Source organism: Pseudomonas sp. LG1E9, assembly GCF_003290225.1.
GTDB lineage: Bacteria > Pseudomonadota > Gammaproteobacteria > Pseudomonadales > Pseudomonadaceae > Aquipseudomonas > Aquipseudomonas cyclaminis.
Window position 1 is genome coordinate 5,845,557 of sequence record NZ_CP029983.1, and the last position, 21,340, is coordinate 5,866,896.

Genomic DNA, 21,340 nt, shown 5'->3' on the forward strand with positions numbered 1-21,340 from the left:
ATAGATGAATATGACGAGACAAGGGTCGGCTGATTTAACCGAGCGCCCATGAAAAAGCCCCGTACGGCTTTCGACGACGGGGCTTTTTCATGGGCGGGTTTCAGTGCTCCCAGTAGTCTGCGATGGGGTATTGGGCGCACAAACGCTCAAGTTCAGCGCGAAATTGCAACTGCACAGCAGGCTCGACATGGTATTCGTGTTCGCCAAGCGGCGTGACCTGGCTAAGTACCCGGCACACCAGATCGACGACCTGCCGGCAGCCCTGCGCATCGACATTGCGTTGCGCCATGGAGCCGGTGCCGATACACAGGCCACTGGTAACGGCAGACGAACGGGTCTCGCCAGGTACACGACTTTTACTGACCACGATTCCGCAGCCTTCCAGCGCCGACTCGGCGATGGCACCGGTCATATCCCCGCGCAGACGGATCAGCACGGTATGGTTTTCACTGCGCCCGCCGACCACTTCATAGTCATGGGCCTGGAAGGCGTAGGCCGTTTCATCGGCCAGGGCGCGAACACGCCCCATGCAGACATCGAATTCCGCTGTCATCGCGTAGCCCAGCGCGGCGGCTTTGGCGGCGATCATATTGACCGCCGGCGCGCCCTGCATCCGCGGAAATACGGCTTGATCCAGCACACGGCTGAAGGACGCCCGTAAGCCCGGCACCTTGGTATGGGCGTCGCGGCCGGACAGGATCAGACCACCACGTGGGCCACCCAACTGCTTGTGGGTGCAGGTGGTGGTGACATGCGCCGCGTTGATCGGGCTGGGGTGCCGACCGGTCACGACCAGCCCGGCAATATGGGAAATATCGGCCAGCAGGATCGCGCCCGCCTCGTCGGCAATGGCGCGAAACCGCTCGAAATCCAGCACCCGTGAATACGCCGATGCACCGCAAATGATGATGCGTGGACGATGGGCCAGCGCCAGGGTGCGCACCTGCTCGTAATCGATCAGGCCTTCGGCAGTGGTGCCGTAACGAATTGCCTTGTAGTAGGCGCCGGTAAACACCGCAGGGCTGCCGTGGGTCAGGTGGCCACCGTGATCGTGGGCCATGCCCAGCAAGGTGTCCCCTGGTTCCAGCAGGGCGGACAGCACTTGGGCATTGGCATTGGAGCCCGAGTGCGACTGCACGCCGGCGTAGTGGGCGTCGAACAGTTCACGCGCCCTGCGGATCGCCAGTGACTCGACCAGATCGACGTTTTCACAACCGGCGCGTTGACGCTTGCCGGGCGCGCCCTCAGCGGTGACGTTGACCAGTGCAGACGCGGAGGCCACCAAAGTACGGGCCTTGACCGCGCAGGAGGACGCGACCAATGAGAGTGTGCGGTGCTGGCGCGCCACTTCGGCGTCCAGCAGCATCGCCAACTCCAGGTCCTCGGCGCGCAGGTCCGCCATGCCTCGGCGCAACAGATCGGCCTGATCCTGCAGGTGTACGGTATTGACGGGCATCGGGGGGTGTCCTTTCCTTGGTCGCTGCGTGTCAGTTCGTCCTGAACCGTGGCGTTCAATTAAACAGGAAATTAAACATTTTCCAAATTAAATGTTCGCTTTTGTCCCCCTTTACCGAGCGGATGGCCATTTGCCCTGCGCGCAGGCGCTGACGAGCATCCGGGACTTTATTGTTAGGCCGCACGCGTGCAACACTTGCGCCCGCCGCGATGCCTGGAACGCCCTGGATGGGCTTTTTTTGCTGAACAATCTGTACGGCATCTTCAACGCAACGGTTTTTACTAAAGGGAAGTGGTGAGCGCGTGATGCACAGACGAGAAAAAACCGAGCATTTGAAGAGCAACATCAAGTACTTGATCAAGAGCCGTGGTGAGACCCAGCTGTCGCTATGCAACGCCGCCGGCCTGACCCGCACCACGATCTACAACATCCTCGAAGGCAAGGTCGTCAACGTTCAACAGTCGACCCTGCGCAAGATTTCCGACTTTTTCGGTGTGTCCTACGAAGAAATCGAGACCATCGATTTTGAAGCCAAGGAAATCATCGAGAGCAGTGCCTCGCCCCAAGGCAACATGAACCCCGCAGCCGTGCCGGTGCTCAAGGAAAGCCAGGTCATGCAGCACCTGGATAAACGTATTGGCGAACTGGCGATCCTCTACCCGCTCACGTACTACTTCGGCACCTCCCATAACCTGATCGGCGTGCAATTGGAGCGCGCCATACCGGGCGTGAATGAGCCAGGCGACCTGTTGATCATCCAGAAGGGTTCGTCCAGCGACGATAAGGAAAAACTGGTGTTCGACCGGGCCACCCAAACGCTGTTCATCAGCCGTGAAGCCTGCGCCAGCTCAGAACAACTGTGTGTCCTGGGGGATATCATTGAGGAGCGCTTCAATGACCACGTATGAAAGCGAGATCGAAAACAGTAAATACAAACTGCTTGGCTTCGAAAATGACAAGCGCCTGGCGGTGATCATGATCATCGCCACGGGCAAGATCATTCGGGTCAAGTTGAGCGAAGTCTTAAACAGCGAAATCATGGATAACCTGAACAAAATGGAAGTTAAAAACCTGTACAAGAAGTACTACTCCCAAGCCGGTACGGTGACGGCGTACGACCTCAACGACCGCAATGAAAGTTCGTGGATGGTCTACATCGTCCTCAACCTGCTGCTCTTCACCTTTTACATCTTCACCAGCATTGCCGCGACTAAACCGATCTACATCGAGTCCCTCGACATCATCGTGACGCCGGGCACTTTCCTGTATCCGCTGACCTTCCTGATCGTGGACCTGCTCAACGAAAACTTCGGCCTCAGGCTCGCCAGAAAGGCCATCCTGTTTGCCTTTGCCAGCAACGCGATGATCATCGTTTTGCTCTACGGCTCGACCTTCCTGCCCGGTTTACCTGGATGGAAGCTCGACGGCCCCTACAACGATGTGATTGTGCAGGTGTCGTCGGTGTTGATCGCCTCTTCGATATCGTTCCTGGTGTCGGAAAACATCAACTCGTATTTGCTGTGCAAGATCAAAGAGCTGACCAACTCCAAGTACCTGTACCTGCGCATCTTCCTCAGTACGTTCTTCGCGGTGATTATCGACAGTTTCCTGTTCTGCTTTATCGCGTTCTACGGCGCCATGCAGACCAGCGATATCCTGAGCATGATCTATGTGCAGATCGCAATTAAGGTGGGCTTTGCGTTCTTCAATATCCTGCCGGCTTATGGCGCGCGTTCGCTGTTCAAGCGCTACCTGACCAACGCCAAGGCCTGATCCAGGCAAATCCCTCACCGGCCCCCCCAAGTTTTGGGGCGTAGCAGCTGCCGAGCCTTGGCGAGGCTGCGTAGCGGACGCATTGACACCCCACGATATGCGGGGCCCCCAACGCAGCCTCGCTTGCGCTCGACAGCTACGACCCAAAACTTGGGGACGAGCTCTGCCGAGGCCGGCCCGGCAAGACGGGATCTACATGGGGATCAGTCGAGCTGCAGTTTTTGCTTGAGGTTCTGCATGACAGCCGTCTTGTTCCGCACGTAATCATTCAAGCCCCGTGCGCGCAGGTTGCACGCATCACACTCGCCGCAGCCAGTGCCAAGGACGCCGTTGTAGCAGGTCAGTGTCTGCTCGCGAACCAGGTCCAGTTGCTGGTGGTAGTCGGCCAAGGCCCAGGTCTCGGCCTTGTTCAGCCACATCAGTGGGGTTTCCAGGCGCACGTCGTATTCCATGCCCAGCTTGAGTGCCTGGTTCAGCGCCTTGACGAATTCATCGCGGCAGTCCGGGTAACCGGAGAAGTCGGTTTCGCACACGCCGGTGATGACGGTCTCGGCCTTCACCTGGTAGGCGTAGATCGCCGCCAGGGTCAGGAACAGAATATTGCGCCCCGGCACAAAGGTGCTGGGCAGGCTTTCACCTGAGCTGTTCACCGTCGGCACAGGAATGTTGTCGCGGGTCAGGCTGCTGATGGCCAGCTCATTGAGCAACGACACGTCCATCACTTTGTGAACGGTGGCCCCCAACTGACTGGCGAGCTGCTGGGCGACTTCGACTTCTGCCACATGGCGCTGGCCATAATCGAAGGTAATGCAGTGCACCTCATCGTAGTGCGGCAGCGCGTGGATCAAACAGGTGGTGGAGTCTTGTCCGCCACTGAATACGATTACAGCTTTTTTAGTCATCGTTCTGCGTCCTGCATAGGTAGGATTTGGGCATAGTTTAAAGCTCACTCAATAAAAAACCCCGCGCTTCTTTCGAAGGCGGGGCCTTTCTACTGCTCAGGCATTCAGTGTGCGTAGGTCAGCAACAGCTCTTTCGGCACTTGGAAATCCAGGGACATCATCACGCTGAGCGCGGTGATGGTGAAGATCGAGAACACGAACAGCTTGCGCGCCCAGACGGTATCGTCCACCGCCTTGTAGCCGGTCCAGGCCATGTACAACCAGTACATGCCCATGGCCGCGGCGACGGCAAGGTAGCTCATGCCGGCGTAGCCACTGAAGGTCAACATCAAGGTCGCCACGAGGAAGGCCAGGATGTAGAGCAGGATGTGTTTCTTGGCGACCTGGATGCCACGCTTGACCGGCAGGACCGGAATCGAAGCAGCCAGGTAGTCGTTGAAACGGAAGATCGCGATGGCGTAGGAATGCGGCATCTGCCACAGGCTGAACATCACCAGCAGCACCAGCGCAGCCATGTCGAAGCTATTGGTCACAGCCACATAACCAATCACCGGCGGCATCGCCCCCGACAGACTGCCCACCAGCGTGCCGTGAACCGACTTGCGCTTGAGGTACAGGCTGTAGAGGCCGACGTAGATGACAAAGCCGATCACGGCAAACAGCGCCGCCAAAGGGTTGGCCACCTTGTACAACAGGGCCACACCGGCAACACCCAGGACGGTCGCGAAGATCAGTGCCAGCTTCAGGGAGATAAGGCCCTGGACCAGCACGCGATTCTTGGTGCGCTCCATCTTGATATCGATGTCACGGTCGATGCAGTTGTTGAAGACACAACCGGAAGCAACCACCAGGGACGTGCCGATCATCGCAGCCAGGAAGATGGCCAGATCGACATGTCCCTTGGAGGCCAGGAAGAAACCGCCCGCCACAGAAAGCACGTTACCGAAAATGATCCCCGGTTTGGTGATTTGGATAAAGTGCTTAAGCGACATCGGGTCTTACCTCACTTCGCCATCATGAACGTATGGATGCTGAACATGATCCATATCGACAGGCCAACCAGCAGCAGGATCACAAGACCTGCGAACACGAACGCAATCACGTTATCGCGCTGTTCCTTGGAACGATCCAGGTGCAGGAAGTACACCAGGTGAACCAGAACCTGAATCACCGCGAATGCCAGCACGATCATCAAGGTGATCGACTTGGGCAGGGTCGGGTACATCACCAGACCGAACGGGATGAGCGTCAGGATTACCGACAGGATGAAGCCGATGGCGTACGACTTAACGCTGCCGTGGCTCGCATCATGGCTGTCATGGTCATGGGAGTGTGCATTAGCCATTACAGAGTCCCCATCAGGTAAACAACGGTGAAGACGCAGATCCAGACCACGTCCAGGAAGTGCCAGAACAGGCTCAGGCAGCTCAGGCGGGTCTTGTTGGTGTTGGTCAGGCCGTGCTTATTGACCTGATACATCATCACCGCCATCCACAGCAGGCCGGCAGTTACGTGCAGACCGTGGGTGCCGACCAGCGTGAAGAACGCCGACAGGAAGCCGCTGCGGTGCGGGCCGTAGCCTTCGGAGATCAGCAGGTGGAACTCGTTGATCTCCATGCCGATGAAGCCCAGGCCGAACAGGAAGGTCAGGCCCAGCCAGCTCAGTACGCCTTTCTTGTTGCCCTTGTAGAAGGCCAACATGGCGAAGCCGTAGGTGATCGAACTGAACAACAGCAAGGCGGTTTCGCCGAGCACGTAAGGCAGTTCGAAGATGTCGTGGCCCGACGGGCCACCCGCTACGTTGTTTACCAGTACCGCGTACACCGCGAAGATCGACGCAAACAAGATGCAGTCGGTCATCAGGTAGAGCCAGAAACCGAAAACGGTCATCGGCCCCGAGTCGTGGTGATGGTCATCGTGCCCATGGTCATCGACATGGGCGTGTCCAGCATTGGTCACTAAGTTCGACATGGTTTAAGCCTGTTCCAACGAGGTTTCTACACGGTTGGCCGGGATCTTCTTCTCGGCTACCAGGCGAGCGTGTTGCTCGGCTTCGATGCGTTCGATCGTCTCGACCGGCACCATGTAGCCTTGATCGTCACGCGCGGCGTGAACGATGAAGTAACCGATAGTGCCAACCAGGCCCACGATTGCCAGCCACCAGATGTGCCAGATCATCGCGAAACCGAACACGGTCAACAGCGCACCCATCACCACGCCAGTGGCGGTGTTGTTTGGCATGTGGATCGGCTCGTAGTGCTTAGGACGCTGGTACGCAGTACCGTCTTCCTTGGCTTCGGTGAACGCATCAATGGTGTTCGCAGTAGGGATCACGGCGAAGTTGTAGAACGGAGGTGGCGACGAAGTCGACCATTCCAGGGTGTGGCCATTCCATGGGTCGCCGGAGTCGCAAGCGTTCTGCTTACGGTCACGGATACTCACGTACAGCTGGATCAGCTGGCAGGCGATACCCACGGCGATCATGATCGCACCGAACATGGCGACGTACAGGTACGGCACCCACTCAGGGTTGGTAGTAGCGTTCAGACGACGGGTCATGCCCATGAAGCCCAGTGCATAGAGCGGCATGAACGCGACGAAGAAGCCCGAGATCCAGAACCAGAATGCAGCCTTGCCCCAGCCTTCGTGCAGCTTGAAGCCGAACGCTTTCGGGAAGTAGAAGCTGAAACCAGCGATGTAACCGAATACCGCACCGCCGATGATCACGTTGTGGAAGTGAGCGATCACGAACAGGCTGTTGTGCAGGACGAAGTCAGCACCCGGAATGGCCAGCAGTACGCCGGTCATGCCGCCGATGGCGAAGGTCACCATGAAGCCCAGGGTCCACAGGACCTGGCTGGTCATGCGCAGACGACCGTGGTAGATGGTGAACAGCCAGTTGAATAGCTTCACCCCCGTCGGGATGGAAATCAGCATCGTCGCCAGGCCGAAGAAGGCGTTGACGCTGGCACCCGAACCCATGGTGAAGAAGTGGTGCAGCCACACCATGAAGCCCAGTACCGAGATCGCGCCCGATGCATAGACCATCGAGTGGTGACCGAACAGGCGCTTGCCGGTAAAGGTCGAGATGACTTCGGAGAAGATACCGAACGCTGGCAGGATCAGGATGTACACCTCAGGGTGACCCCATGCCCAGAACAGGTTCACGTACATCATTGGATTGCCACCAAGTTCATTGGTGAAAATGTGGAAATCCAGGTAACGGTCAAGCGACAGCAGCGCCATGGTAGCGGCCAGGATCGGGAACGAAGCCACGATCAGGACGTTGGCCCAGGTGCAGGTCCAGGTGAAGATCGGCATGTCCATCAGTTTCATGCCAGGGGCGCGCATTTTCAGGACGGTGGCCAGGAAGTTGACCCCCGTCAATGTCGTCCCGAGCCCTGATAACTGTAGCGCCCAGATGTAGTAGTCCACACCCACGCCAGGGCTGTATTGCAGGCCCGACAATGGCGGATACGCGACCCAGCCGGTCTTGGCGAATTCGCCGACGCCCAGGGACAGGTTGATCAGCACAACGCCGGAAACCAGCAGCCAGAAGCTCAGGGAGTTCAGGAACGGGTAGGCAACGTCACGGGCACCAATCTGCAGCGGCAAGGCAAGGTTCATCAGGCCGGTGAAGAAAGGCATCGCCATGAAGATGATCATGATCACACCGTGAGCGGTGAAGATCTGGTCATAGTGTTCAGGCGGCAGATAGCCAGGCGAACCCTCGGTGGCCATGGCCAACTGGGTACGCATCATGATGGCGTCGGCAAAACCACGCAGCAGCATGACCATGGCAACGATGACGTACATGACACCGATTTTCTTGTGGTCGACAGACGTCAGCCACTCGGTCCACAGGTAGGTCCATTTCTTGTAATACGTAATTGCTGCAAACAGTGCCAGACCACCCAGCGCGATCATGGCGATGGTCACCATTACGATCGGCTCGTGGAACGGGACCGCATCCCAACTTAATTTACCAAACATCGTTTACTCCTCTGCCCCAGCAGTTGAATGCGAGCCCGTGTCAGAACCTTCAACCGCGGCCACTTCTTTCTTCTCGTGCTTGACCGGCTTGCCTGGCTTCATACCTTCGTACTTGTCGACGATTTTCTGAAACAGGTTCGGCTCATACGTGGAGTACAGGGCGACTGGGTTGTTCTGGCTTGGTTTGGTCAGGGCGTCGTATTCAGCTTGATCAAGCTGTTTAGGTGCGGCCTTGACTTCGGCTACCCAGGCGTTGAAATCTTCCTGGCTCGTCGAGATCGCTTTGAATTTCATGCCGGTGAAGCCAGCGCCGCTGTAGTTCGCGGAGATGCCTTCCATTTCAGCTTTTTCGTTGGCGATCAGGTGCAGGCGGGTCTGCATGCCTGCCATCGCGTAGATCTGGCCACCCAGGGCTGGGATGAAGAACGAGTTCATCACGGCGTCGGAGGTGATCCGGAAGTTAAGCGGGGTGTTCTCCGGGAAGCGGATCTGGTTGACCGTGGCGATACCCAGGTCCGGGTAGATGAACAGCCACTTCCAGTCCAGCGCGACCACTTCGATGTTGATCGGCTTGACGTCGGACTCCAGCGGACGGTACGGGTCCAGCTCGTGGGTCGACTTATAGGTGATGTAACCCAAGGCGATGATGATGAGGATCGGGACCAGCCACACCGCGATTTCGATCTTGGTGGAGTGCGACCACTTGGGCGCGTAGGTCGCGTTGGTGTTCGACGCGCGGTATTTCCAGGCGAAGGCGAAGGTCATGATGATCACAGGCACCACGACCAACAGCATCAGCAGCGTGGCGGTGATGATCAGGTTTCGTTGATCCAGACCGATCTGTCCTTTCGGGTCCATCAAGGTCCACTTGCAGCCTCCCAGCATTAACATCATGCCAAGCAGCGGCAAAAAGCCTAGTAATCGGGGGTACCTGTTTTTACTCATCTCACGACCTCTAAAGCAGCTTGCGCAATGCAGTTGGGTTTTGATCGCCAACACTTCACCCTGCCAAGGGTTGGCATTTCTCTTCGATTGAATAAGAGCCTGCCCGGCACGCCATAACGGAGCGTTTCACGGACCTGCGGTGAGTTCTTATTCGATTTCGTGGTTAAAGGCCTTGTTACAGACCAATTCCATTTGGTGCGGATAGTTGAAAGGCTGCCGGAACCTTGGGGTCGCACAGAGCCATCCATCTGCCCCTCGACCGCTCCGGTGCTCAAATATTGAACAGCACCGGACATTCAGTGCGGGCGATTGTAGTTAGCTAGCGATGTATAAACCATGTCTTATAAAGAAATAATTTTTATCGATTACAGCAATAATCCTTCACCCATATTGCAAGGGTTCGCGATCTTATCGCGTTAGATTCCCAACAAAAACCACAAAAATTGCCGTGTTATTGGCGCAACCGCCGCAGCCCTTACATCGCGTAAGGGCATGCAAAACCTATCCAACCCCCCAGAAAACAAGGCATTCGGACATCACGCCAAGGCGTGTACGGCGTGAGGCGCACGGCCTCTCGCGAACCACGAACTGACAGCACATCTTGGGCGTTTTTTGCAAATTTAAGCGATGGTTTGGCGGGTCAGAAACGTCCTGCGGCGGCTTCCGTGTGACAACATGTCGCACGCTGCGCGCACCCCACCGTTGTCCGGCGTCACGCTCTGTTCACAAAAGCCTACAGGCAAAAACGCCCCGGCCTTCCTTAAAGAAGGACCGGGGCGTTTTCATGGAAGAGGTCAGGCCTTGCGTTGGCGATTGCGATAGATGCCCAGGGGCACCAGAATCACCGTTAGCACGAACGCCACCAAGGCCCACTGCGCCAGGGACAGGCCCAGCACCGGCGGATACGGCGTGCTGCAGAAGCCGTCGACCTGGAAGCCCAGCGGGAAGACCTTGGCCAGGGGCAGGTCATCGACGATAGGTTGCAGCACATCGATGCCACAGCTGACCTGCGGGAAGAACTGGGTGTACACGTGGTGTCCCGCCGCGGCCACCCCGCCGACGGCGCTGAGGATCACCAGGCCTTCGAAAAAGGTCAGGGCGCCCTTGGTGCGCATGGCCGCGCCGATGAAGGCGAAGATCGCAATCAACAACAAGGCATAGCGTTGCAGGATGCACAGCGGGCACGGCGCCTCGCCCAGCACCACCTGCATGTACAAGGCCCCACCGATCAGCGCCAGGCAGATGATGCCCAGCAACACCAGAAAGCGCCGCTCCCTGCCTAAACGCAATTCGTCACTCATCCCCGTATCCCTTTGTTTGGTTGTGCCAATGGCCGCAAGTTTACACACAGGGAGTGGTTTAAACAGAGGGGGGTTAACGGGGGATTAATCGGGCAGGACACAGATCAAAATGTGGGAGCGGGATTGCCCCTCCCACATTTGGAACAGTGGTATTTCTGAGAGGGCTATTCCAGGGCGGCTGCGGGGCCGAAGAATTCGTAGCGGGCCTGCTGCTCGGGTACGCCCAGGGCTTTCAGGTGGCGCTTGATGGCGGCCATGAAGCCTTTGGGGCCGAGGAAGTAGGCGTCCAGGTCGCGCTGTTCGGGCAACCAGGCGGCCAGTTGTTCCTGGTTCAGCAGACCTACCTTGTCGGCCGCCGGGCTGATGCCGTCGTCCTCGGCATAGCAGTAGAAGCGTTTGAGCTGCGGGTGCTGCGCCGCCAGGCCATCCACCCAATCGCGAAACGCATGCACTCCGCCGTTACGCGCACAGTGGATAAAGTGCACCGGGCGCTGCGTAGCCAAGGCCGCTTCGAGCATCGGCAAGGTCGGCGTGATGCCCACGCCGCCGCTGATCAGCACCAACGGTTTGTCGCTGGCCGCCAGGGTGAACTCGCCCGACGGCGGGAACAGGTCAATGGTTGCGCCGACGTGCAACTGGTCATGCAGATAGTTGGACACCCGCCCACCGGCCTCGCGTTTGACGCTGATACGGTACAGGCCCGCATCGCTCAAGGCCGACAGGGAATAGTTGCGGCGCACTTCTTCGCCATCCAGCACCAGCTTCATGCCGATGTATTGGCCTGGGGCCGCTGCGAGAATCGCTCCGTTATCCACCGGGGCGAAGTAGAACGAAACGATCTCGTCGCTCTCTTCCACCCGCTTGACCAGCAGGAACGGCCGCGCACCGCGCCAGCCGCCGAGAGCCTGGGCTTTCTCGTCGTAGATGGCGGCTTCGGCGCCGATCAGGATGTCTGCCAACTGGCCGTAGGCGTTACCCCAGGCCGTCATCACTTCTGGCGTGGCAATCTCGCTGCCCAGCACTTCGGAAATCGCCCGCAGCAGGCAGGCGCCAACGATCGGGTAATGCTCCGGCAGAATCTGCAAGGCCACGTGCTTGTTGATGATCTTCGCCACCAGGTCGCCCAGTTGATCGAGCTGGTCGATATGCCGCGCGTACATCAACACCCCATTGGCCAGGGCGCGGGGCTGGTCGCCGCTGGCCTGGTGGGCCTGGTTGAACAGCGGACGGACTTCGGGGTACTCCGAGAGCATCATGCGGTAGAAGTGGGTGATCAGCGCTTCACCGCCGCTTTCCAGCAGGGGCACGGTGGATTTGACGATGGCACGGTCTTGGGCACTAAGCATGGGAGCCTCCTGGGCTTCTTTACTGATTGCCCTTAGCTACTCAGTATTCGTGCCAAACAATAAACCTCTATTTTTCAATGAGTTAAATAATGCCTAGTCAATATGACTTCCTACGCTTTATAGTCATAAGGACTACAAGGAGTCATTATGACTGCGCAATCGCTGCTCACCACCCTGCTACCCCTGGTCGCCGACCTGTCCCGTGACCTGCCTGAAGGCGAGCGTTACCGTCGCCTGCTGCAAGCCATGCGCGCCCTGCTGCCGTGCGACGCCGCCGCGTTGCTGCGCCTGGACGGTGAATGGCTGGTGCCGCTGGCGGTCGATGGCCTGAGCGCCGACACCTTGGGCCGGCGCTTCAAGGTCAGCGAGCACCCGCGCTTCGCCGTGCTGCTCGGCAGCCCCGGCCCGACGCGCTTTGACAGCGACAGCGAATTGCCCGACCCCTACGACGGCCTGGTTGATGGCTTGCACGGACACCTGCAAGTGCACGACTGCATGGGCTGCCCGCTATTCATCGACGACCAGCCGTGGGGCCTGCTGACCCTGGATGCCCTCGACACCGAGCGCTTCGAACGGGTTGAACTGGACGCCCTGCAAGCCTTCGCCAGCCTCGCCGCTGCCACCGTCAACGTGGCCGAACGCATCGAACGCCTGGCCCTGCGCGCCGAAGACGAGCACCAGCGCGCCGAGGTCTACCGCCAGGCCAGCGGCCAGCAGCACAAGGAAATGATCGGCCAGAGCAAAAGCCACAAGCGCCTGATCGAAGAAATCAAACTGGTGGGCGGCAGCGACCTTACCGTGCTGATCACCGGCGAAACCGGGGTGGGCAAAGAGCTGGTGGCCCAGGCTATCCACGCGGCCTCCCATCGTGCGGACAAACCACTGATCAGCCTCAACTGCGCCGCCCTGCCGGAGACCCTGGTGGAAAGCGAGTTGTTCGGCCACGTACGCGGCGCCTTTACCGGCGCGCTGAACGAGCGTCGCGGCAAGTTCGAACTGGCCAATGGCGGCACCTTGTTTCTGGATGAAGTGGGCGAGTTGTCGCTGGCCGTGCAGGCCAAGCTGCTGCGCGTGCTGCAAAGCGGCCAGTTGCAGCGCCTGGGCTCGGACAAGGAGCACCAGGTGGATGTACGCCTGATCGCCGCCACCAACCGCGACCTCGCGGACGAGGTGCGCAACGGCCGCTACCGCGCCGACTTCTATCACCGTCTGAGCGTATACCCGCTGCAAGTGCCGGCACTGCGCGAGCGCGGGCGCGATGTGTTGTTGCTGGCGGGCTTCTTCCTGGAGCAGAACCGCTCACGCATGGGCCTGGGCAGTCTTCGCCTGAGCAGCGATGCCCAGGCGGCGCTGTTGGCCTACAACTGGCCGGGTAATGTGCGCGAGCTGGAGCACTTGATCGGACGCAGCGCGCTGAAAGCACTGGGGAGCTGTCGTGAGCGGCCGAGGATTCTGAGCTTGAGTGCCCTGGATCTGGACTTGCCCGATGTCAGCGCACCGGTGATCGAAGCAGCGGCAGAAACAGCCTTGGCCGTTACCGGCGATCTGCGCCAGGCCACAGAGGCCTACCAGCGCCAAGTGATCAGCGCCTGCCTGGAACGCCACCAGCACAACTGGGCCAGCGCCGCCCGCGAACTGGGCCTGGACCGTGCCAACCTGGGCCGCATGGCCAAGCGCCTTGGCCTCAAATAGCAAGGACAACTCGGCCAAATGTATGAAATGCAGGAAATGTGGGAGGGGGCTTGCCCCCGATAGTGGTCTGGCTGACACGCTGCCATCGGGGGCAAGCCCCCTCCCACACTAAACCTGCTTTGCCTGAAGGATCGGAGTCGTCGGTTGAACCGCCTTCGGCTTGCGAAACACCAACACATTCCCCAGCATCACCAGCACCAACCCCGCCAGCGCCGGCCCGGTCCATTGGTAGCCCTCGGCAAACGCCGACACATTCAGCGCCACCACCGGGAACAGCACCGTGCAATACGCCGCCCGCTCCGGCCCCATGCGCCCCACCAGGGTCAAGTAGGCCGTAAAGCCGATTACCGAACCCGGAATCACCAGGTACCACAGGGCGCCGACATACCGTGCGCTCCAGTCCATCTCAAACGGAATGCCGCGCACCAGGCAATAGGTCGCCAGCATCAAGGCGCCGTACAACATCCCCCAGGCGTTGGTGGTCAGCGGCCGCAGGCCGGCCTTCTGTTGCAGGCTCGACAGCATATTGCCGGCCGAGAAACACATCGTCCCCAATAACGCCAGGCCCAGACCAAGCAAGGTCTGCGGGCTGGCGGTGTGCCCTGCCAGTTCCGGCCAGAACAACAAGCCCAACCCCGCCATACCAAGACCGCCCCCCATCAACACGTTACGTGCCACCCGCTGGCCGAAAAACACCCGGGCGTTGAGTGCGTTCCACAACGTGGCGGTGGAAAACACCACCGCCACCAACCCGCTGGGAATCCACTGGCTGGCGGTGAGGAAGCACATGAAGTTGACGCAGAACAGGCACAACCCCTGGGCCAGGCAGATCAAGTGCCCGCGCCGGTTCATCACCTGCAACTTGCGGCTGAGCAGCAACAATGCAAACAACACCAGCGCCGCCAGGCCAAAGCGATAGACGATGGACACAGGAATCGCCACCACGCCCAATTGCCATTTAAGGGCGATCCAGGTGGTGCCCCAGATCAGCACGGTGAGTAAATACAGGGAAAGGTTCATAGCGGGCTCCATCGATTGAGCCACAGTGTCGCCTTCAACGTTCGTAACGTTCTTGCACATTCTTGCGCTTTTGTCGGGCGCTGGGCTCACAGCGCCAGCCGTGCGGAGTAGGATGCAAGGCGTCGGAGAACACACACCATGTCAGATCTGGAATCCCTGCAAGTCTTTCAAGCGCTTAACCGTTCGCCCAACGCACGCCTTGAAGCCTGCGCCGAGCTCGGTGACGGCTTGTCGGCGGCCTTGTGGAGCAATCATCACGATTCCCAGGACTACCAGGCGCCCAGCCACCACACGCTGTCCTGCTACATCGGCGGTGGCACCGGCACGTTTCGGCGTGACCAGCCGGGCACCAAGGGCGGCCCCGACAAGCTGTGCATCCTGCCCGCCGAGCATCAGTCGGCGTGGGTGATCAACGGTGAAATCCGCCTGGCCCACGTGTATTTCAGCCCCGAGCAATTTGCCTTGGGCTGCGTCACCCTGCTCGACCGCGAGCCGCGCGCCCTGGAGCTGCGCGAAAGCACCTTTCTGCAAGACGACAGCCAGGCCCGACGTTTCCACCAGTTGATCGCGCTCAATTGGCAGGAGCCCGCCGAACGCCTGCTGACCAGCAGCCTGGCCCATGAAATGCTCAGCCACATCCTGCTCAGCCAGGTAGGCGCCCGAGAAGGCCTGCGCTTGAAAGGGGGGTTGGCGGCATACCAGCGACGGTTGTTGGTGGACTACATCGACCAGCACCTGGAAGACCCCATCAGCCTGGGCCAATTAGCTGGCCTGTGCGCGCTGTCGGAATACCATTTTGCGCGGATGTTCCGCCAAAGCTTCGGCCTGCCGCCCCATCAATATCTATTGGCGCGTCGGCTGAGTCGTGCGCAAAGCCTGCTGCGCGGCGGTGCCCTGCCCCTGGGCGAGATAGCCTTGCTGTGCGGATTCTCCAGCGCCAGCCACTTCACCCATCGCTTCCGCCAGGCCATGGGTGCTACGCCCGGCGACTACCGTCTGGCGTTCATTTAGACCATCAAGCCCAACGTCTTGGCCTTGGCCACCGCCTGGGTGCGCCGCTCGACGCCCAGCTTGCTGTGGATGCGCCGCGCGTGGGTCTTGACGGTGTGCAGGGAGATAAACAGCCGGTCGGCGATTTCCAGGTTGGAGCTGCCCTGGGCGATCAGTTGCAACACTTCCAGTTCACGCTGGCTCAAAGGGTTTTCCAGCGTGCCGGGGGTTGATGCCTGAGGCTCCATGCCCAGCTCGCTCAACAGTCCCGGCGAGCGCAAGCGCAGCTCGCGAATCGCTTGTTGCACCTGGCAACGTCCGGCCAGGTCCAGGCCGGTTTGCAGCGAACGGCGCGCCAAGGCCGGGTCGCCCAGTTGCCACGCCACTTCACCCAGGACCAGGTGCAGCTCGGTTTCCAGGCAGAGCATGCCGCGCTGGTGGGTGGTTGCCAGCAACACGTTGAGCCGTTCTATGGGTTGCTCGGCGCAGCCCAGTTTTACCTCCGCCAGCACCAACAGGTATTCCAGGCGCGGGATCAGTTCCAGGGTGGCCGGCGGCGCTTGTTTGCCCTGGGGCCCACGAAAGTGGCGCAGCACACGGCGCACTGCTTCCACGGTCAATTCGGCGCGGCCTTGCTGCAGCCAGAAATGCCCGCTGACCAACAACAGCACCGCACGGTACACAGTGTCCGGCACCTGGCGTTGCTGCATCAGCCGTTCGGCTTCGCGCAGTTGGATAAACGCCTGGGCGTAATCACCCCGGTTGGCAGCCAGCAGCGCCAGGCCGAGATATCCGTAGAGCACGCGCTTGTCCTGGCTGTGCAGGCACATCTTCAAGCCAGTCTCGAAACACTCGGCGGCCAGGCTGTCCTGGCCCTGGCGCAGCGCCAAATGTCCGCGCCGCAACGCAATGCGCCCCACCAAAGGCCCGGCCTTGAGTCGCTGCTTGAGCAACATCGCCTGCACCGTTTCCAGCAGGCTCTGCGCCCGATACGGCGCGCCGCGCTGTTCCAGCAATTGCGCGTGATCCAGTTCCAGCAAGGCCTCCAGTAGCAACGAACCATGGGCGCGCGCCAGGCACAGCGCTTCACGGTTCAGGCCTTGGGCGACGTCCAGCTCGCCGCGCAGCAAGGCTTGCTGAGTCAGGCCCGACAGGCACATCAAGCGGGACGTCCAGGCGCTGTCGGGCAACGCTTGCAGGGCCTCTAGAAAATGCAGACGAGAGCCCTCGGCATCGCCGCCCAGGTGCAGTAGCCAGCCCCACTGCGCCTGCCAGCGCGCCAGTAGATAACGCTGTTGCGCCGCCGAGGGTTGCGGGGCAAATCGGGCCAACTGATCGATGCACGCAGCCGCCTGTTCGAAGCGCCCGGCAAACAGCAATGCGGCGGTTACCAACCCCACCAACTGCGCCGAGCCGAGCATCAATTCATCGCCATGCTGCTCATGCAGGCGCAACAGCAACACGGCGTTCTGCTGGCGGAACAGATCCTCGAAGCTGAAGTGCTGCAACAAGCTCACGGCCATTTCATATTCTTCGGCCAGCAGCGCTTGTTCGAAAGCCGCCTGCCAGTCCTGTTCGGTGCAAAACCATTGGCAAGCGCGACGATGCCAGGAGCGTTTGGCCGGCCAGGGTTCGTCGTGCATCAGTTGCGCCAGCGGCGGGAAAACCTGCAGCCAGTCGGTGGCTTCCCACGGTTCGATAAATGCGCCGAGCGTCTGCAAATCCCGCAGGTACTGGCCACCGTCGCCCGCGCCGAACAAATGCTCGCACAGGCCCGCATTGAAGCGCGGCAGATGGGCCAGCACGCGCCAGGTCTCGGCCAGCTCCGGCGGCAGCGTGCTGAAGAGTTCATGTTGCAGGTAGTCGAGCAGCGTCTTGTCGGGATGACCGTCGCCCAGCAACGCGATGCGTACACCCGCGCACCAACCGGCGCTGAACTGCATCACGCTGTCGACGGACTGAGCCGGCGCATGGCCGAGCAGAGCCTGAATTTCCGAAGGGGTAAAGGCCAGTTCAGCGCCGCACTCAAGCAGCTCATCATCAAGCAACAGTCGCGGCCAGTTACAGGTCGGACGCCGTCGAGCGCCCAGCCACCAGTTCAGCGCCGGGCTGCTGGCGGTGAGCAGGCGGTCGAGCAAGGCGTCGGTGTCGGGAGTGGGCAAGCGGCAGAAATCATCGAGGAACAACCACGCCGGCGCCTGCCAACGACTGAAGTCCAGCAGCAAGGTAGTTTCGTCGGTAAACGTCAGGCCCAGGTTTTGCGCCAGTCGCTGGCACAGGTCGAGAGGGCTGAGGGACGCGCCATTGAGCGGCAACCAATAGACTTGGCAACCCGCAGGCGCGTGCAACGCGCACTCGGCGAGCAACGCGCTCTTGCCACTGCCGCCAGGGGCGCACAACAACTTGACGCGCGCCTGCGCCACCAGCAAAGGCTCGGCCAGGCGGGGGCGCAGCAGATGATGGGCGGACAGCCGGGGCATGAATCCAGGACGGTCCAGGCAGCGTGTCATGGCAGTCATTGCTGCATCCTGCGTTCTTATTGTTATGCAACGTGTTGCGTACCCTAGTCCTGTGGCGGGGGGTTGTTGAAGAAGTATTCAGCGCAATGATTGAAGGCCATGCACAGAAGTGGGAGGGGGCTTGCCCCCGATGGCGGTGTATCAGTCAACCAATCCAGTGACTGATACTCCCTCATCGGGGGCAAGCCCCCTCTCACATGTTGACTGCGCTTCGATCCGGGATCAGCGTACGCCTTCAGCCCTCAACGCGGCCGGGGTGTAGTCCGCTGCCTTGGCCGCGAAGCCGAACACGAAGCTGCTTTTCTCCTCGTTTTTCATGCCCAGTGCGATGTAGCGACCGGCAATGATGTCGTACAGGGTTTCGACGGTGTAGGCCGGCACCTGGTGGTCGTAGTAGAACTGCGCATGGCCTTCAGCGACACGCCACAGTTGGCCGCGACCGTCGTAGTGATCCACCAGTGCGACTTGCCAGCTGTCTTCGTCAATGTACATGTGGCGCTTGGCGTAGATGTGCCGCTCGCTCGGTTTGACCGTGCCGACCACTTCCCACACGCGGTGCAGTTCGTAGCGGGTCAGGTCCTGGTTGATGTGGCCGGCCTTGATGATGTCGTCGTACTTGAGGCTCGGCGAATCGAGTTTGTAGCTGTTGTAGGGGATGTACATCTCCTTCTTGCCCACCAGCTTCCAGTCGTAGCGGTCGGGGGCGCCGGAGAACATGTCGAAGTTGTCGGTGGTGCGCAGGCCATCGGACGCGGTACCCGGCCCGTCATAGGAGACTTGCGGCGCACGGCGCACGCGGCGTTGGCCAGCATTGTAGATCCAGGCCAGGCGCGGCTCTTTCACCTGGTCGAGGGTTTCGTGCACCAGCAACACGTTGCCCGCCAGGCGCGCCGGGGCGGTGACCGACTGCTTGAAATAGCTCAGCACGTTGGCCGCCTTGGCCGCGTCGATATCCGGGATCGCCTGAGGCACCGCCACTTCTTCTTCGAAGCGGATCGGCGTGTAGCTGCCGTTGGTCTGCGGGGTGGCCTGGGTGATGATGCGGCGCAGGTTGCCGCCGTGATAACGGGTGATGTGGTTCCACAGCACTTCTACGCCATTCTTCGGAATCGGGAACGCGTAGTAACGGTTGCCGGTGAAGTTCTCCAGGCCGTTGCCGTCGTTGATCGCCTTGACGTTGAGCGCGCTGCGCTTGATCGACTCGTAGATATCCGCCGGCAGGTTGACCGTGCGGTGGCTCGGGTACACCGGGATCTTGTAGGTCTCGGGGTAGCGCTTGAACATCGCCACCTGGCCGTCGGAGAGTTTGTCCTTGTACTTGTCGACGGTGGCGGCGGTGATCACGAACAGCGGTTTTTCACTGGCAAACGGGTCGGCCAGAAAGCCTTTGCTGTCCACCGCGCCGGCGTTTTTCGGGATGCCGCCGGTCCAGGCCGGAATCGAGCCGTCGGCATTGCCGGCTTTTTCGGCGCCGACTGGCGTGAGGGTGGTGCCCAGCTTGGCCGCTTCTTCCGGCGATACGGCTGCCATCACGTGGGCGGCCAACAGACTCAGGGCCAACACTGCAATTGTCTTACGCATAGGTTCTTGTCCTTCTTTAAGCCAAATCAGAAGTTCACGCCGAAGCTGAGGGCGAGGAAGTCGCGGTCGGTCAGGGTGTTGTAGTCGCCGCCGAAAAAGTCGGTGTAGCTGAGGCTGGCGGTGTAGGTGCTGCGGTAGTCCGCATCCACGCCGACGCTGATGGCCTTGGCGCCTTTGTTGAAGATCCCGTTGGGGCCGTAGCCGGCGACGTCATGGGACCAGGACAGGTTGGGCTTGAGGTTCACCCCGAAAATCGCGTTGTTGTAGTCGAGGATCGCCCGCGCGCGGTAGCCCCAGGAGGTGGAGGTGACAAAACCGTCGGTGTCACCCTGGAAACCGTAGGCGCCGTAGACCGAATCACGGCCATAACGCAGTTTGGATTTGTCCTCCAGGCCTGCCACGTGCACGACGGCCGCCTCGCCGACCAGGGTCAGGCGTTCGGCGCCGAGGACTTGGTCGAAGAACTGGGTCATGGTGCTTTGGATCTGGGTGATTTCCTTGCGGCGGTAGCCTTTGTTGTCGCTGCCGAAATTGCTGCGGATGGGTGAGGCCAGTTGGCCGGCGATAGGGTTGACCAGCGCCAGTGTCAGGTCAGTGGTGTTCAACTGCACCGGGGCATTGGGCCGGTAGCTGATTTCCCCGGTCCACGCGGTGCCGGTGGGCAAGGTCGTGGAGAAACTCGCGCCGAACAGGCGGATGTCTTCCGGGTAGTCGAGATAGTACTGGCCACGGCCAAGCATGGTGCTCTGGGCCAGGGCTGAACCGAAACCTGCAGGAGCGGCGGCGGCGATGCCACCAATGGTCGCCAGGTTCGTATTGGCGGTAATCGTGCCGACAGTGGGCGTACGGCTGTGATAGTTCATGAAGTAGAGGCCGTACTCGGTGTCATCACCCAACCAGCGCAGGGCTGCACCGAATTGGCCGGAGTCCCGCGCATCACGGTCGCCGGCACGCTGCACCACCACACCCTCGCGGGTCACCACAAAGCCTTGGCCGCGTGATGCGGCGATCGGTTGCAACGCTGCGATCCCCGGACTGCCTACGGTGTAATTACCCGTGCAACCATCCGCCGCCACGTCACCGCCAAAGAAGGTGCCGCAGTTGTCCAGCACGGTCTGGTCCCACTCCAACTGATAAAACCCTTCCACAGTCAGTTGATTGGTCAGGCTCTGGGACGCAAACAGCATGTTCACCGGGATCAAGCCTTCCTTGATCTCGGCACCGGGCCGACGGAACGCCGACACGTCAATCGGGTTGATGCTGTTGATGGAGTTGCCGATGAAGGTACTTTCGCCCCAACTGACCACCTGCTTACCGGCGCGCACGGTGCCCGGCAGGTCGCCCAGGGAGTAGTTGTGGTAGACGAAGGCATCGAGGATCTGCGCACCGCTGGACTTGGCGCCTTCCTTGCGGTTGTGGTCGCTGATCTGCTTGAACTCGCGGTCTTCGTCCTTGAGTTCAAAGTCATACCAGTACTTGCCACGCACGAACACACCGGTATCGCCGTACTTGAGTTCCAGGTCGTGCAGGCCCTTGAAGATTTTCGAGAAGGTCTCGCCCTTCTTGAAATTGAGCCGCCCGTCATCCCCCGTGGAAGCCTGGCCTGTCCCGCCATTGACGGTACCAACCAGGCTCTTGTCGGCATCGCGCATGCCCCAACTCGACCCCACCGACAACGACGAATCGAATTGCCCTTCGATCTCGCCAATATTGAACGAAACAGCCTGAGCCTGGGCGCAGCAACCCAAGGCAACCGCAGCGGCCAGCGCCTGTGGCGTGAAGATGGCGCGCATTGTTGTTTTTGTCATGCGTCTTCCCCGGT

Annotated in this window: 17 protein-coding genes; 4 read left to right on the top strand and 13 right to left on the bottom strand. The window is 60.2% G+C overall.

The genetic code is table 11. From position 1 onward, the window contains the following. Positions 1–100 precede the first annotated feature (100 nt). Positions 101–1,456, bottom strand: coding sequence for a serine hydroxymethyltransferase (gene glyA, locus DNK50_RS26775; RefSeq protein WP_112196706.1), 1,356 nt, complete (start codon positions 1,454–1,456; stop codon positions 101–103). Between the two features lie 305 nt (positions 1,457–1,761). On the opposite strand from glyA, the gene DNK50_RS26785 reads away from it, so the two are divergent. Both DNK50_RS26785 and DNK50_RS26790 read left to right on the top strand, forming a co-directional pair. After that, positions 1,762–2,364 carry a helix-turn-helix transcriptional regulator gene (locus DNK50_RS26785; RefSeq protein WP_099587280.1) on the top strand — a complete coding sequence of 201 codons (603 nt, stop codon included), beginning with the start codon at positions 1,762–1,764 and terminating at the stop codon, positions 2,362–2,364. After that, entirely contained in the window at positions 2,351–3,229 is an 879-nt protein-coding gene (locus DNK50_RS26790; RefSeq protein WP_099587279.1) for a queuosine precursor transporter, read from the top strand. The genes DNK50_RS26785 and DNK50_RS26790 overlap by 14 nt, the downstream gene beginning before the upstream one ends. A gap of 203 nt (positions 3,230–3,432) precedes the next feature. Here DNK50_RS26790 and queC read toward each other — a convergent pair whose 3' ends face one another. From queC to hmpA, 8 genes are all read right to left on the bottom strand, one after another. Beyond that, complete coding sequence (queC, locus tag DNK50_RS26795; protein WP_112196708.1) at positions 3,433–4,131, bottom strand: 7-cyano-7-deazaguanine synthase QueC; 699 nt, start codon at positions 4,129–4,131, stop codon at positions 3,433–3,435. Between the two features lie 104 nt (positions 4,132–4,235). Continuing rightward, positions 4,236–5,123 carry a heme o synthase gene (gene cyoE / locus DNK50_RS26800; RefSeq protein WP_019817484.1) on the bottom strand — a complete coding sequence of 296 codons (888 nt, stop codon included), beginning with the start codon at positions 5,121–5,123 and terminating at the stop codon, positions 4,236–4,238. Between the two features lie 11 nt (positions 5,124–5,134). Next, positions 5,135–5,476 carry a cytochrome o ubiquinol oxidase subunit IV gene (gene cyoD, locus DNK50_RS26805; protein ID WP_010206434.1) on the bottom strand — a complete coding sequence of 114 codons (342 nt, stop codon included), beginning with the start codon at positions 5,474–5,476 and terminating at the stop codon, positions 5,135–5,137. Further along, positions 5,476–6,102, bottom strand: coding sequence for a cytochrome o ubiquinol oxidase subunit III (locus tag DNK50_RS26810; RefSeq protein WP_017734786.1), 627 nt, complete (start codon positions 6,100–6,102; stop codon positions 5,476–5,478). The genes cyoD and DNK50_RS26810 overlap by 1 nt, the downstream gene beginning before the upstream one ends. A gap of 3 nt (positions 6,103–6,105) precedes the next feature. Beyond that, positions 6,106–8,124 carry a cytochrome o ubiquinol oxidase subunit I gene (gene cyoB, locus DNK50_RS26815; RefSeq protein ID WP_033896216.1) on the bottom strand — a complete coding sequence of 673 codons (2,019 nt, stop codon included), beginning with the start codon at positions 8,122–8,124 and terminating at the stop codon, positions 6,106–6,108. A gap of 3 nt (positions 8,125–8,127) precedes the next feature. Further along, entirely contained in the window at positions 8,128–9,069 is a 942-nt protein-coding gene (gene cyoA / locus DNK50_RS26820) for a ubiquinol oxidase subunit II (RefSeq protein ID WP_043205874.1), read from the bottom strand. A gap of 794 nt (positions 9,070–9,863) precedes the next feature. Next, the gene (locus DNK50_RS26830; RefSeq protein WP_032885619.1) at positions 9,864–10,370 is read right to left on the bottom strand and encodes a disulfide bond formation protein B; all 507 of its coding nucleotides are present in this window, start codon (positions 10,368–10,370) and stop codon (positions 9,864–9,866) included. Positions 10,371–10,534: 164 nt separating this feature from the next. Continuing rightward, entirely contained in the window at positions 10,535–11,716 is a 1,182-nt protein-coding gene (gene hmpA, locus DNK50_RS26835; RefSeq protein WP_112196709.1) for an NO-inducible flavohemoprotein, read from the bottom strand. A gap of 147 nt (positions 11,717–11,863) precedes the next feature. Here hmpA and norR point away from each other — a divergent pair, with 147 nt between their 5' ends. Continuing rightward, the gene (gene norR, locus DNK50_RS26840) at positions 11,864–13,408 is read left to right on the top strand and encodes a nitric oxide reductase transcriptional regulator NorR (protein WP_112196710.1); all 1,545 of its coding nucleotides are present in this window, start codon (positions 11,864–11,866) and stop codon (positions 13,406–13,408) included. A 108-nt stretch (positions 13,409–13,516) separates the two neighbouring features. Here norR and DNK50_RS26845 read toward each other — a convergent pair whose 3' ends face one another. Continuing rightward, positions 13,517–14,428: a DMT family transporter gene (locus DNK50_RS26845; RefSeq protein ID WP_112196711.1), complete on the bottom strand. Its 912-nt coding sequence runs from the start codon at positions 14,426–14,428 to the stop codon at positions 13,517–13,519. A gap of 138 nt (positions 14,429–14,566) precedes the next feature. On the opposite strand from DNK50_RS26845, the gene DNK50_RS26850 reads away from it, so the two are divergent. Next, positions 14,567–15,439, top strand: coding sequence for an AraC family transcriptional regulator (locus DNK50_RS26850; RefSeq protein WP_112196712.1), 873 nt, complete (start codon positions 14,567–14,569; stop codon positions 15,437–15,439). Here the strand turns inward: DNK50_RS26850 and DNK50_RS26855 are convergent. The 3 genes from DNK50_RS26855 to DNK50_RS26865 form a co-directional block, all read right to left on the bottom strand. Continuing rightward, complete coding sequence (locus DNK50_RS26855) at positions 15,436–17,937, bottom strand: LuxR C-terminal-related transcriptional regulator (protein WP_112196713.1); 2,502 nt, start codon at positions 17,935–17,937, stop codon at positions 15,436–15,438. The two genes, DNK50_RS26850 and DNK50_RS26855, sit on opposite strands and share 4 nt — an antisense overlap. A 222-nt stretch (positions 17,938–18,159) precedes the next feature. Beyond that, entirely contained in the window at positions 18,160–19,518 is a 1,359-nt protein-coding gene (locus tag DNK50_RS26860) for a DUF1329 domain-containing protein (RefSeq protein ID WP_099587271.1), read from the bottom strand. 26 nt (positions 19,519–19,544) lie between these two features. Beyond that, positions 19,545–21,326, bottom strand: a complete 1,782-nt coding sequence (locus DNK50_RS26865) for a DUF1302 domain-containing protein (RefSeq protein ID WP_099587270.1) — start codon at positions 21,324–21,326, stop codon at positions 19,545–19,547. Positions 21,327–21,340: the final 14 nt, after the last annotated feature.